Below are 13,674 nucleotides of genomic sequence, written 5' to 3'. Positions count from 1 at the left end.
ACGAGCCACCAACCGGCCGCATGGCGACGGATCGCGGCAGTTCGCCCCGGGCCTGAAGATGGAGAAAGGCATCGGCCCCGTCAGCGCGGCAAGCCGAGGCGGGCTTCCTCGTATTGGGCGAGCAGCCCCCAACTGCGCCCACGACGGCGCACCACGTCCAGCAGGGCGAGCGGGCGGATCACGGTACGGGTGACGGCGGGAATGGCAGGGCGGTTGGTGTTGCGCAAGCGTGGGAAATTCATGATGAAGCTCCTGGAAATACACGGACAGGATCGGGAAACTCAGAAAGCGGTCACGCCGGCGCGGATCAGGCCCACGGCGATCCCTTCGATGGCGAAGCTCTGACGCGCCGGATCGACGAGGATGGGCGAGAAATCCGGGTTTTCGGCCTGCAGTTCGATCAGGCCTTCGGGCCGGCTGTGCAGGCGCTTGACGGTGACGTCGTCATCCACGCGGGCGACCACGATCTGCCCCTCGCGGGCCTGCGGCGTGGCATGCACGGCGAGCAGATCGCCTTCGAGAATGCCGGCATTGATCATCGACAGGCCACGCACCGTGAGCAGGTAATCGGCTCGCGGCGAAAACATCTGTGGATCGACGGCCACATGACGCTGCACATGAGCCTGGGCAAGGATGGGCGAGCCAGCAGCCACGCGACCGATCAGTGGCAGCCCGGTGGCTTCGTCCTCGACTTCCGCACGCCAGCCAGCCGGCAGGCGGATGCCGCGCGCCGAGCCGGACTCCAGCACGATCACCCCTTTGCTGGCGAGCGCGCGCAGATGGCTTTCGGCGGCATTGGGAGAGGCGAAACCGAAGGCCGCCGAAATCTCCGCACGAGTGGGCGGCATGCCGTTACGTGCGATCTGCTCGCGGATGAAATCGAGAATGTCCTGCTGGCGGCGGGTAAGTTCTTGGCGCATGGCGGCCTCCTTTGAGTGTATTTTTATACAGCACTGTATATAAATACGCAATAGGTGGCGCAAAATTTATCTGCCCGGCCCCCAAAACGTGTTCCTCATCGGCAGGCCGGCTGCGACACGCACCAGTGCAGAACGCGATGTCCACAAGCCGGCATCAGCCTTGCCCGAATGCCGCCGTACATGGCGCACAGCCGCAGGCCTTGGCTTGCGGATCCGCCAATATGACCAGGCACTGGATGGAGGAAATCTCAGAGCAGACGGACTTCCGCGTAGGCTGTACGGCGCGGCAGCCAGAGGCGGGAGTCGATGGCCTCTTCGTAGCGCTCGATGCGATAGCCGCTCAGCCCTTGTTCGCGCGCCAATGCTTCGGCACGCCGGGCCACCACGTAGCGCGCCTCGCCGTCCCCGCCCTGACTGAGATACTGCTTGTCCAGCGCGTAGAGCACGCGCTGGTCCGGCAGGCGGGTTTCGGTGATCGCCCAGGTCGGTGCGGTGGGATCGGTGATCATGTAGACCGCGCCCACCAGCAGGCCGACGTTCACCATGTCGGCATAGGCGATGCTGTAGTTCGGGAGAAGATTCACGCCTCCCTTGGGAACGATGGAGTGCTTGCCCGGGATGTTGCCCGAGAAGATGTTGCATGCTGGCAGCAGCAATGCGATCAACAGGCAGGGCAAGTACCGGCGCATGGCAGAGGCCTCAGGAGATAAAGTTGAACAGCGACAGCCCGGAGATCTTGGAGAAGGTATTGCGTGCGGCCTCCAGGTAGGTGCTCTGCTGCTGGAAGTCCGAGATGGCCTCGACGTAGTCCAGCCCCACCAGCCGTTCCAGTCGATCCGCGTACTGGATCTTCAGGTCAGCGCCGATGTTCTGCAACGCTTCGACCTCAACCTGACGCGAGCCGACCTGGGAACGCAGCCGCAACACGTTCTCCAGGGCATTGTCGAGTTGCCCGAGGGAGTCGGCAACCATCTGCTTGTACCCCTCCGGGTCGGTAACGCTTTCCAGACCGACGACGATGTTCTGCAGAATGCCGAACATGTCGGTACTGCTGCCCGGGGTGACATTGAAAGTATCCCCGACGGCTGGAGAGCCGGAGATGCTGATCTGGATCTGGGCCGTGGCCGCATTGCCGGGATCGGGCAGATTGATGGCTTCACCGTCGGTATAGGTGCCGGTCAACAGCGGCGTGCCGCTCATGGTCGGGTCCGCCACAGTGTCGAATACCTCGAAGGTCGTCGCCGAGGTGAAACGGATCCCGTATTGCCCGCCGTCGTAGGCCACCGGACCGGACACCTTGCCATCGCTGATCGCCGCGGTCATGGACGTGCCGCTGGTGCTGAACACGCCATTGACCGACGAGATGTTCATGAACAGCTCGTTGCCACTGATGCTGGTCGGAATATGGCGAGTACTGGAAACCTGCAGGGTACGGGTCCCCTGATCGCCCTGATAGCTGACACCGGCAATGCTGCCGGTGAAGGGCTGGACTTCCCCCTGATAGCCGGAAAACAGGTATTCGCCATCCGAATCTCGGGTGTTGGCCACGCCCATCAGGCTTTCGAACTGGGAACGGATGTCGGTCGCCATGGTCTTGCGATCTTCGTCGCTGAGCGAGCCATTGCCCGCCTGCACCAGGCGTTCGCGCACATAATTGAGCACGTCCGAGACTGCCCCGAGCTGACTGTCCAGATTGCGCAGGGAATCCATCGCGGTGCCCTGGTTCTTCGTTTCCAGACCTACACGGGCGATCGACTGGCTAACTTCGAGCGCGCGTGCGGCTGCCACTGGATCGTCGCTGGGGGAAACCACGCGCCGCCCGGTGGACAGTTGCTGCTGTTTGTGGAGCAACGAGGATTGCTGGCGGTTGATGCTCGATACGTTGGTGCTGTAGAGCATGGATGTGCTGATACGCATCACATCACCTCATGATCGAAAGGATGTCGTCAAACAGCGTCTGAGCAATGCTCAGCGCCTTGGCACTGGCCTGATAGGCCTGCTGGTAGCGCAACAGGTTGGCGGCTTCTTCGTCCAGGCTGACGCCTGAGAGGCTCTGCTGCTCGGCCACCGCCTGGTCCAGCAGGCCCTGCTGGACTTCCGCGTTGATCTTGGCCTGGTTGGTCTGGGTGCCTACCTTGCTGACCATCTGCGAATAGGCGTAGCCAATGGTCGCAGTCCCCCCCAGCATGTTCTTGGTGCTCTGCAGGCCATACAACGCGCTGGCGTTGCGCGAATCGGTCACGCCGCCGACATTGGTGTCGATGGTGAAGCTGTCACCATTCGACGGCGTGCCCGCGATGGTGAATTTCAGCGCGGGATCGTCCAGCGTGAATTCAGTACCCACAGCATTGCTGACCGGGTCATAAGGAATCGTGGCCGGCGTGGCGCCGGTGACGACAAACTGCTTGTTGGCGGCATCGAAGGTCAGCGTGATCGGCGTGGCGATGTGGGCCGCCGCATCGGGCAGGATGCCATTCAGGCTGGTAGCCACAGGCTGTGTCAGTGAGCCGGTGCCCGAGTTGGTGTTGGCCGCCGTGGCACGGACTGGCGAACCGGCGGCGATCAGGGAGGTATCCTTGATCGCCAGAGAGATGTCCCGCGCGGCATAGCGCGTGGGCTGGATCAGCACGCGGTCGCCCGCGCTCATGGTGCCGCTGATCGAGAGGCCATCGACAGCCGGTTGCAGGCTGAAACTGTCGCCGGCAACCGGCGTGCCGCTGGCCAGATTGATGACGATGCCTTCCACCGTGGCTGGCAGCGCGCCCGAATAGACCACCCCACCGCCATTGGCCTTGCTGATCGTGTAGTTCGTACCGTCGTAGCTGATGTTGTAGTTCTGCGCGCCGCCCGTGGCATTGCTTGTGGGCGTCATGCTGAAGACGGCACCGGACGTCCCAGCGGTCTGGGTACTCGCCTGACCGGGCATCTGGCTACCGGAATACACCACCTTGCCCGTGTAGGCCTCGGCCAGGGTATAGGTGCTACCGTCGTAGCTGAGCACATAGTCGCTGTTGGTCAGCCCGGCCACGCTGGTCACACTGACCGACAGATTGGCCGTCGAGGTATTGCCGGTGGTGAGATTCGGCAAATTCTGCATGGCAGCCTGCAGCGCCACGAAATAATTGCCGCCCATGTCACCGTTGAGGTCCTGGCCGAGCTTGTGCTGCGCATTGAACAGGGTGACCAGGCTCAGTGCGATACGCCCCAGGGAATTCTCGGCCGCATCCAGCGCTTCCGCGCGATAGCTGATCAGGCCACCCAGTTCGCCGCCAGTCAGCAGATCCTCGGGAATGGTCACCACACCGCCGCTTGCCAGCTGAACGCCGACCTGCACACGGTTCTGGTCCACCGACGAGGGGGCCGTGGAAAGCTTGAACACGTCGGTATTCATCACCAGGGGCTGACCACTGCCGATGAAGATGTTCACCGTGCCGTCCGCGTTGTTGGTCGTGGTGGTGACCTTGATCTTGGCATTGAGATCCGCCACGGCGCGATCCCGCGCATCTAGCAGATCGTTTGCCGGCACACCCGTACCTGCGGCCTGCGCCATCACGATCTTCTGGTTCAGATCCGCGATCTTCTGTGCCAGGACGTTGATTTCATCGACGACCTGGGTGATCTGAACTTCCACACCGTCACGGACTTCCTGCAGGCGTGCGGACATGGCCTGGAAGCGCGAGACGAGGGATTCCGAGGACGACAGCATGGACTGGCGCGAGGGCACGCTGGAAGGGGCGGCCGCCACCTGCTGCACACCTTCGAAGAAGGAGTCCAGCGCGGGGTTCAACCCGGCGGTGGTATCGGAAAGCAGGTTGTCGACCTGCTTGATCTGGTTGTAGTAGGTCTCGTACTGGGCGCGCGCGGTATCTGCCGAGAGCACCTGTGAAGCCAGGAACTGGCTGTAGACCCGCTGTACGGTATCAACCCGGGTGCCCTGGCCGAAGAAGCCAACACCCGAGAACATCGGATCCGCAGTGCCCTGAACCACCTGCTGACGGTTATAGCCATCAACCTTCGCGTTCGCGATGTTGTGCGCGGTGGTGCTCAGCCCCGCTTGGGCTGCGTTGATACCGGTAAGCGAAATACTGAGTAGGCCGGCCATGATCCGGGTCTCCTGCTGCTATCTACGCACTCGAATAGCAAAAGGATTGCCAGATCAAAAAAAACCCAATAAAAACAAACAACAACAACGTGTTTTCAGAAAAAAAGCAAGCAAAGCCATGCTTAGGCCCACTCAGCGAACCCCAATCGCATCAAAACCGGCAAATCCTGCCGCCATATGCGAAAAACAAGGGCGGCAACCTCACCAGGGCTTGCAGGCAAGCGGGAAACCACCCATCTGAAAGAAGCGCAAAAAATCACGAAAATCCTCGCGACGCTCCGTCGACAATGCTTCGTAGAGCGCAGCCACACGCGCAGGTACCTCTGCTGCATTTGGTTCGGCACGGACCGGACCACGCAGCACCAGCATCAATGGCGACAGCATGTTGCGATAGATGCGCGCTCGTGGGCGCAACGGAGCAGCCGCCCCCAGCAACTCTGCCTCACTGAAGGCGGCACGCAACGAGTTACGGAAATCATCGGTGAAAGCGGCAGACTGCTCCCCTGCCCTGTCCGTTGCGAAATATTCCTGCGTTGCCGCGCGCTTGAAACGGCAGAAATCGGAGATGTAGACGCTGCCTTCGGGTTTGAGCACGCGTGCTATGCAGGTGAATGCCGTGTGCAGGGCCGCGAGATCCGGCAGGTGATGCAGGGAAAGATTGCAGGTGAGCCCATCTACGGATGCAGCGGGCAGCCCCTCCAGCCGGGTAATGTCTCCTTGATGCAGGTCGACATTGCGTACACCGTATTGCGACAGGGTCCGTTCGGCCAGTGTGAGCATGGCATCCGAAGCATCCACACCGATGAAGCGCACCTGCGGGTGCAGCCTGGCGAGTTGCGTCAACAGTGTAGCCGGCCCGCAAGCAAGATCCAGCACCACGTCTCCAGCCTTGAACAATGGCAGAGTCTGGATGGCATGAAAAAGGTTGATGGCGGTCAGGATGCCATCGGTTTGCCCTGCCTCGCGGAAGGCATCGACCTGCACGGGGTCCGTCATCACCAGGTCCGGCTCCGGGACCCTCGCCACCGTTTGGCGTGCAAGGCGTTCGCAGGCCAGGTGCCAGAGCATTCGCGGCAGTGACATGGGGGGTACTCCGCGTGAATCAGCCCTGAGACACTGGCGGCCGCCAGAGGCAGGGGCCTTTTCCCGCCATCTGATCCAGCACCGCTTCATGCGCGGCCAGTTCGGCCTCACTGGCGTGCAAGACACGCAAGGGTTTGCGGTCGCTGCGAGGCCCGCTGTGCGCGCCCCCCAGTTCGAGCGGCTGCTCGAAGACATCCATGAGGCTTTCCTGGCCCCGCGTCATGGCGAGGTAGACCTCGGCCAGCAGTTGCGCATCAAGCAAGGCGCCGTGCAGCACGCGATGCGCGTTGCTGATCGCATAGCGTTCGCACAAAGCGTCCAGCGAAGCTTTCTTGCCCGGGAACATCTCCTTGGCGAGCTTGACCGTGTCCACCACCGCCGGGCACAGCTCGGCAATCCGGGGCCGCCCCAGGCGCTCCTGCTCCATGTTGAGGAAGCCGACGTCGAAACTGGCGTTATGGATGATCAGTTCAGCATCCGCGACGAAGATCTCGAATTCGCTGGCCACGCTGGTGTAAAGCGGCTTCCCGGCGAGAAACTCGTCGGAAAGCCCGTGAATCCGTTCGGAGTCACCAACATCCCGTTCCGGATTCAGGTAGACGTGGAAGGTACGCCCCGTCTGCCGTCGATCGATCATTTCGACGCAACCGATCTCGACGATGCGATCTCCGGTGCGCCAGTCCAGCCCGGTGGTTTCGGTGTCGAGAACGATCTGGCGCATCAGGCGGCCTCGTCAGCAGGAATGGTCTGCAGCAGCTCGCGGTAGATCGCCACGAACTCGGTGGCATTCAGCGCGGCCGAACCGATCAGGCCACCGTCGACGTCGGGCATGGAAAACAGCGAAATCGCATTGGCTGCCTTCACGCTGCCGCCATAGATGATGGGCAGGCGCGCGGCGAATTCCTTGTCACGGATGGCGATGCGCTGACGCAGGAATTCATGCTCGGCCTGCACGATTTCCGGTGTGGCGGCAATCCCGGTGCCGATGGCCCAGCGAGGCTCGTAGGCCAGAATGATTTTGTCATGCGCGGTACGGATGTAGCCAAAGGCAGCATCCAGCTGGCGGGCCAGCACTTCGTGGGTGCGCCCCGAATCACGCTCTTCGGCAGTCTCACCCACGCAGATCACGGGAATCAGGCCGGCATCGATGGCAGCCAGGGATTTGCGGCCCATCAGACCATCGTTCTCGCCTTGATATTGGCGCCGCTCGGAGTGGCCGATGATGGTGAATGAACCACCCAGCTCCTTGATCATCAGAGGCGAAGTCTCGCCAGTGTAGGCACCTTGCAGGTGATCGGAAGCATTCTGGGCACCAACATAAATACCGGTGCCGGCAGTCAGATCCTTGAGCTGGTAGAGATAAGGGAAAGCCGGACAGACGACCAGCTCGGCACGCGGATCAGGTTCGGGCAGTTCGGCGCGGATTCCCTCGATCAGGGCCTTGTTGCTGGCCAGGTTGCCATGCATTTTCCAGTTGCCGATCAGCCATTTCTTCTTCATCACGCCTTCCTTGTCCGGGCCTTGCGGCCCCATCCGTGTTTGCCAAGGCCGCGAAGCTTACACCAGCAGCCCGCTGCTTTCATCCCGTCATAACTCACGCAGCGCCGTCAGCGCGCCTTCAATGCGCTCCGCCGTGATAACGCGCAAGCCCTTAATTGGCTGACGCGGCGCATTCGCCGCAGGGATCAGAGCCAATTCGAATCCAAGCTTAGCGGCTTCCTTCAGACGCTCCTGGCCACGTGGCGCCGGGCGGATCTCGCCAGCCAGGCCGATCTCGCCGAAGGCGATGAGTTTCGCGGGCAAGGCGCGCCCGGTCAGCGAGGAAACGATTGCCAGCGAGACAGCCAGATCGGCAGCCGGCTCGGCGATCTTCACACCACCGACGGCGTTGATGAACACATCCTGATCGGCACACTGGATACCGGCGTGCCGGTGCAACACCGCCAGCAGCATGGCCAGACGGTTTTGCTCCAGGCCGACAGAAAGTCTCCGGGGATTCATGTGCGCGGAATCGACCAGCGCCTGGATCTCCACCAGCAACGGCCGCGTGCCTTCCTGCGTGACCAGCACGCAACTGCCCGGCACGGGCTGCGCATGCTGCGAGAGAAACAAGGCGGACGGATTGCTCACGCCGCGCAGCCCCTTGTCGGTCATGGCGAAGACGCCCAGCTCGTTGACCGCGCCGAAGCGGTTCTTGAAGGCCCGGACGAGACGGAAGCTTGAATGCGTGTCACCCTCGAAATACAGCACGGTATCGACGATGTGCTCAAGCACGCGCGGCCCGGCCAGCGCACCATCCTTGGTGACATGGCCGACAAGCACCATCACCATGCCAGCAGCCTTGGCATGGCGTGTGAGCTGCGCCGAGCATTCGCGCACCTGCGCCACGGAACCGGGCGCGGACTGCAGGGTTTCGGAATACAGCGTCTGGATGGAATCGATCACAGCCACGTCGGGCTGGCTCTCGCGCAAGGTGGCGACGATCTTTTCGAGCGAGATCTCCGGCAGCAGCGGCAATTCACCAGCTTCGTCCAGCTGCAGCCGGCGCGCGCGCAAGGCGACCTGCTCTGCCGACTCCTCACCGCTGACGTACAGGACCTTCTGTCGGCCCACGAGATTCGCCAACGCCTGCAACAACAGCGTGGATTTACCGATGCCGGGGTCGCCACCGATCAGCACCACCATGCCGGGCACGAACCCTCCGCCCAGGACACGATCCAGCTCATCGATGCCGGTGGCCTGACGCGGTGATTCACTCGGATCAATTTCGGCAAGTTTCTGCAACTTGCCCACATTCGCCGCCAGTGCGGCAAAACGAGGGCTCGCAGGCTCGCGCTCGATCACGCTTTCGCCCAGGGTGTTCCAGGCGCCGCAACCAGGGCATTGCCCCTGCCATCGCGGGCTTTGTGCCCCACACTCGCTACAAACGTGTGCGGTCTTGGCCTTTGCCATCAGCAGCTCGTGACCGGCACACGTTGTGCCAGTGCACAGAACAGCTCGTAGCTCACGGTGCCGGCAGCCGTAGCCACTTCATCCGCCGGCAGCCCTTCGCCCCAGAGGGTCACCAAACTGCCCACGCCAGCTTCCAGCCCGGTAATGTCGCAGCAAAGCATGTCCATCGACACCCGGCCGATGGTGCGCGTGCGCTGACCATTCACCAGGATGGGCGTACCGGTGCCGGCATGGCGCGGATAGCCGTCTGCATAACCGCAGGCCACCGTGGCGATACGCATGGGTTTATCGGCTACGAACAGACCGCCATAACCGACAGCATCGCCCGGTTGCAGATCCTGCACGGAGATGATCCGGCTGAAAAAGCTCATCACCGGACGCAGACCGATCTGCTCGGCGCTCTGTAGATCCGGCATCGGCGAACCGCCATAGAGTACGATGCCTGGCCGCACCCATTCGTAGCGAGCCTCCGGATTGCGCAGCAAAGCAGCCGAGTTGGCCACGCTGCGCGGCAGACCGCTACCTGCCACGGCAGCGTCGAAGCAGGCCAGCTGGGGGGTGATACCCGCAGCATCGGCACAGGCGAAATGCGTCATCACACCGATCTCGCCCACCCTGCCGCAGGCCCGCACACGAGCCAGCACTTCGGCGAAGCGCTCGGGCGGAAATCCCAGGCGCTGCATACCGGTATTGAGCTTGATGAAGACATCCAGCGGCGCCGGCAGCTCGGTCATCTCCAGCAAACCGAGCTGGGCGTCGGAATGCAGCGCCACCTGGATGCGCGCTTCACTGGCCATCAGCAGATCAGCCTCGGCGAAGAACCCCTCCAGCATCACGATGGGTTGTGTGAAGCCGGCATTGCGCAACTGCAACGCCTCGCCGATTTCCAGCAACCCGAAGCCGTCGGCCACGTCGCGTACGGCTTCGGCACAACACAGCAAGCCATGCCCATAGGCATTGGCCTTGACGATGGCCAGGGTCTTCGCACCGGCGGCACGTTGCTTGCAAAGCAGATAGTTGTGACGGAAAGCCTGCGGATCGATCCGCGCAAAGATCGGACGACTCACGATGCGCGGTTCTCCCCGGATTCGACAACCGAAACCACTTCAGCCGGGGTGTCAGCATCGCGCTCGAAGCTGGAAAACAGCTTGATCGCGAATTCCGCAAAGGTGGAATGCAAGCGCGCGCGGAAGCGATCCTTGGGCACCAGCACGTTAAGCGAGGAATAGAGCGGCGGATCCAGTGAGATACCGACCAGACCGCGGTTGTTGTAATCGTTCAGTGCCGCCTTGGCAACGATGGCAAAGCCCAGCCCCTGCTTCACCAGATGCAGGATGGAGGGCAAGGATCCCAGCTCGGCACGACGATTGAGATTTTCCGGCGGCACGCCGTTGCGGCGGAAGAAATCTTCAGCCAACGCGCGGATGGCCGCACCGGGATCGCGATCGACAAAGGAATGTCCTTGCAGATCGGTGGCCTTCAACGAGGTCGCCTCGGCCAACGGATGGCCGTGCGCCACGATGACCTTCAGCTCATCCTGGCAAGCCAGGCTGCATTCCAGGGTGGGATCGGACGACTGCTTCTCGACCAGCCCCACATCCAACTCATGCGAAGCCACACGGTTTTCGATGTTCTCCGAGTTGGCCACAAAGACCCGCGGAATCACGCGCGGATGCAAGGCCATGAACTTGTGCAGCAACTGCGGTAGCCAGTAGCCGGCAATCGTCTGACTCGTTCCGATGGTGATCACGCCGGTCAGCTCATCGGTCAGCTCGGCAATGCGCGTCTCCATCTCGTCCGAGAGCCCGAGTATCCGCTCTGCATAGGCAAACACGATCTCGCCCGCAGGCGTCAGGGTGACCCGGCCATGCCCTCGATCCAGCAGGCGAATATTGAACTGCTCCTCCAGTTGCTTGATCTGGAAGGTCACCGCGGGTTGAGTCATGTACAGCGTTTCCGCAGCACGGGTAAAGGATCCGTGCTTGGCCACGGCATAAAAGACCTGCAATTTGCGATCAGCCATTTGTCACCTTTCGATAAACGCTGTTTATATTCTACGTCGCGCTTTCACGCGCGTCGAGTGGGAAAAGCCCCCACCCATGTGAAAATTTCCGGCACACCTTCATGGATCAAGGAGCCGTAGGAGCAATGTGTTATAACGTCCAGCCGCCGGATCGGTTGATCCGCCAATTGTCGGGATTTGCATGGGTTCTGGTTTCTATCTGGTCATGGCCGCGCAGTTCTTCTCAGCCTTGGCCGACAACGCATTGCTGATCGCTGCCATCGCCCTCCTCATGCAGACTGGCGCACCCGCAGAACAGATCCCGTTGCTGAAGTTCTTCTTCACGATCTCGTACGTGGTGCTGGCCGCCTTTGTGGGTGCATTCGCCGACTCCATGCCCAAGGCACGGGTGATGCTGATCAGCAACACGATCAAGATCGGTGGCTGCGCGCTGATGTTCTTCGACGTCCATCCGCTGGCGGCCTATGCCGTGGTCGGTCTGGGGGCCGCAGCCTACTCCCCGGCCAAGTACGGCATTCTCACCGAGATGTTGCCGCCGGGGAAACTGGTGATCGCCAACGGCTGGATCGAGGGGCTCACGGTGGGTGCCATCATCCTGGGCACCCTGTTGGGTGGCGTGCTGATCCATCCACACATCAGCAACGCGATAGCGCATCTCGGCATCCCACAGATCGGCCCTATCTTCGACAGCCCCTTCGATCTCAGCATCCTCGGCATCGGTCTGCTCTATCTGATAGCCGCCGGTTTCAATGCCTACATTCCGGATACCGGCGTCGATCACAAACCGCTGCGCAACAATCCGCTCTATCTGATTCACGAGTTCTCGCATTGCGTCGCCCTGCTCTGGCGAGACAGGCTGGGGCAGATATCACTGGCCGTTACCACCCTGTTCTGGGGCGCTGGCGCCACCCTGCAATTCATCGTGCTCGACTGGGCTGCAGCCAACCTTCAGCTCAATCTCTCGGAGGCGACCAGCCTGCAAGGCGTGGTTGCCCTCGGTGTGGCAGTAGGCTCCGTGCTAGCAGCCAAATTCGTGACACTGCGCCGCTCCCCGTCCGTGATTCCCCTGGGCATCGCCATGGGCATCGGCATCAACATCATGGTTTTCATTCACCATATTCCGCCGGCCATGCTGCTGATGGTGGCAGTGGGTACATTGGCGGGTTTCTTCGTGGTGCCGATGAATGCCCTGCTGCAACATCGCGGCCATGTGCTGATGGGAGCGGGTCACTCGATCGCCGTACAAAACTTCAACGAGAACCTCAGCATCCTGGCCATGACGGGTCTGTATGCACTACTGATCCGTAGCGGTCTCTCGGTCAATGTCGTCGTCGTGATGTTCGGTATGTTCATCGCAGGCAGCATGTGGCTGGTACGCCTGCGCCATCTGGCAAATCAGCGCGAGTTCGACGCTGTCTCGCTGCTTGAAGACCGCCACCACTGAGGCCGGCCCGGTTTCGTCACAACGACCAGCACGCCGACTCCGGCCAGCACGGCACATGCCGTGAAAGCCCAGGCGCCACCGGCTGCCTGCCACACCCAACCGCTGACGAGGCTGCCTAGGATTCCGCCGGCACCGTAAGCCACACTGCCATACACGGCCTGGCCACGCGAAGCCTGTCCTTCGCCAAAATACTGGCTGATGGCCGAAACGGCGACGATATGCGTAAGCCCGAAGGTGATGCCATGCGCCAGTTGCGCCAGCAGCAGCAACACCAGGCTGTCTGCGGTCCAGCCGATCAGCGCAAAACGGATTACCGCCACGCACAGAGCAAAACGCAACATGCCGGTCACGCTGTATCGGCGCATCAAACTGGGCGCCCACTGAAACATCGCGATCTCGGCAAGCACACCCAGCGTCCACAAGGCACCGATCACCGTCTTGGAGTGGCCTGCATCGACCAGATGCATCGAGTAGAAGACGTTGAACGCACCGTGCGCGCCCGTCATCAGAAGGCAGGCCAGCAGCAGCTTCCAGACCTCCGGACGCAATAGAATTTCACGCAGGGGCGCGGGCGGCGTGGCATTGCTGCAGACTGAAAGGCGTGGCGACGGCAGCAGCCAAGCACAGGCAAAGATCGCCAGCAGACAAAGAAGGCCTCCATGATAGATGTGTTCCAGACTGGCCTGTTCCAGCCAGAACCCCATGAGCAGCACGGCACAGACGAAGCCTGCAGATCTCCATCCCCGTACCCTGCCGTAACCCCCTTGCCGCTCACGCAGCAGATCAAGCGTCAAGGCTTCCGCCAGGGGACTCTGCGCCGTCCAGAAGAAGGACATCACCGTCACACAGGCAGCAATGGCGAACAGCCCATTCCCGGCGACCAGAGCAGCAAAGCCCAGACTGGATATCAAGGCGGCCAGACGCAGCACCATCAGGGATTGCCCACTGCGATCAGCCAGCCATCCCCAGAGGTTGGGTGCCAGCAGGCGCATCACCTGCATCAACGCCATGACCATGCCGATTTCGCCACCACTCAGCCCCCGGTGATCGAGGTAGAGCGCGAAATACGGCATGAACACGCCGATGAAGGAAAAATAGGCAAAGTAATACAGCGACAGGCGTGCCAGCATGGACGCAGCGGCTGGCGGAT

The 13,674-nt window shown here is 61.7% G+C and carries 13 protein-coding genes; 1 reads left to right on the top strand and 12 read right to left on the bottom strand.

Annotated elements, in window-relative coordinates; genetic code table 11:
* Positions 1–80: 80 nt before the first annotated feature.
* The 11 genes from BGI27_RS05950 to BGI27_RS05900 all read right to left on the bottom strand — a co-directional run bounded on the left by BGI27_RS05950 (position 81) and on the right by BGI27_RS05900 (position 11,080).
* Entirely contained in the window at positions 81–242 is a 162-nt protein-coding gene (locus tag BGI27_RS05950; RefSeq protein ID WP_170942961.1) for a hypothetical protein, read from the bottom strand.
* Positions 243–281: 39 nt separating this feature from the next.
* A complete protein-coding gene (gene lexA / locus BGI27_RS05945) occupies positions 282–920 on the bottom strand; it encodes a transcriptional repressor LexA (protein WP_095523978.1) in 639 nt (212 codons plus the stop codon).
* Between the two features lie 248 nt (positions 921–1,168).
* A complete protein-coding gene (locus BGI27_RS05940) occupies positions 1,169–1,609 on the bottom strand; it encodes a hypothetical protein (RefSeq protein WP_095523977.1) in 441 nt (146 codons plus the stop codon).
* A gap of 10 nt (positions 1,610–1,619) precedes the next feature.
* Positions 1,620–2,837 (bottom strand): flagellar hook-associated protein FlgL, encoded by a 1,218-nt coding sequence (gene flgL, locus BGI27_RS05935; protein WP_095523976.1) that lies wholly within the window; start codon positions 2,835–2,837, stop codon positions 1,620–1,622.
* A 4-nt stretch (positions 2,838–2,841) separates the two neighbouring features.
* Positions 2,842–5,022 carry a flagellar hook-associated protein FlgK gene (gene flgK / locus BGI27_RS05930; protein WP_095523975.1) on the bottom strand — a complete coding sequence of 727 codons (2,181 nt, stop codon included), beginning with the start codon at positions 5,020–5,022 and terminating at the stop codon, positions 2,842–2,844.
* A 201-nt stretch (positions 5,023–5,223) separates the two neighbouring features.
* The gene (locus BGI27_RS05925; protein WP_095523974.1) at positions 5,224–6,105 is read right to left on the bottom strand and encodes a class I SAM-dependent methyltransferase; all 882 of its coding nucleotides are present in this window, start codon (positions 6,103–6,105) and stop codon (positions 5,224–5,226) included.
* A 19-nt stretch (positions 6,106–6,124) separates the two neighbouring features.
* Positions 6,125–6,826, bottom strand: coding sequence for a DNA polymerase III subunit epsilon (dnaQ, locus tag BGI27_RS05920; protein ID WP_095523973.1), 702 nt, complete (start codon positions 6,824–6,826; stop codon positions 6,125–6,127).
* Positions 6,826–7,638: a triose-phosphate isomerase gene (tpiA, locus tag BGI27_RS05915; protein WP_223871628.1), complete on the bottom strand. Its 813-nt coding sequence runs from the start codon at positions 7,636–7,638 to the stop codon at positions 6,826–6,828. Before tpiA ends, dnaQ begins: the two co-directional genes overlap by 1 nt.
* Positions 7,639–7,692: 54 nt before the next feature.
* Entirely contained in the window at positions 7,693–9,057 is a 1,365-nt protein-coding gene (radA, locus tag BGI27_RS05910; protein WP_095523971.1) for a DNA repair protein RadA, read from the bottom strand.
* Complete coding sequence (gene alr / locus BGI27_RS05905) at positions 9,057–10,124, bottom strand: alanine racemase (RefSeq protein WP_095523970.1); 1,068 nt, start codon at positions 10,122–10,124, stop codon at positions 9,057–9,059. The genes radA and alr overlap by 1 nt, the downstream gene beginning before the upstream one ends.
* Positions 10,121–11,080, bottom strand: a complete 960-nt coding sequence (locus BGI27_RS05900) for a LysR family transcriptional regulator (protein WP_095523969.1) — start codon at positions 11,078–11,080, stop codon at positions 10,121–10,123. Before BGI27_RS05900 ends, alr begins: the two co-directional genes overlap by 4 nt.
* A gap of 181 nt (positions 11,081–11,261) precedes the next feature.
* On the opposite strand from BGI27_RS05900, the gene lplT reads away from it, so the two are divergent.
* Entirely contained in the window at positions 11,262–12,524 is a 1,263-nt protein-coding gene (gene lplT, locus BGI27_RS05895) for a lysophospholipid transporter LplT (RefSeq protein ID WP_095523968.1), read from the top strand.
* Here the strand turns inward: lplT and BGI27_RS05890 are convergent.
* Complete coding sequence (locus BGI27_RS05890; protein ID WP_095523967.1) at positions 12,476–13,654, bottom strand: MFS transporter; 1,179 nt, start codon at positions 13,652–13,654, stop codon at positions 12,476–12,478. The two genes, lplT and BGI27_RS05890, sit on opposite strands and share 49 nt — an antisense overlap.
* Positions 13,655–13,674: the final 20 nt, after the last annotated feature.

The organism is Candidatus Dactylopiibacterium carminicum, assembly GCF_014736495.1.
GTDB classification, from domain to species: domain Bacteria; phylum Pseudomonadota; class Gammaproteobacteria; order Burkholderiales; family Rhodocyclaceae; genus Uliginosibacterium; species Uliginosibacterium carminicum.
Note: the sequence above shows the minus strand (reverse complement) of the source record. Positions and strands in the feature narration are given on the sequence as shown.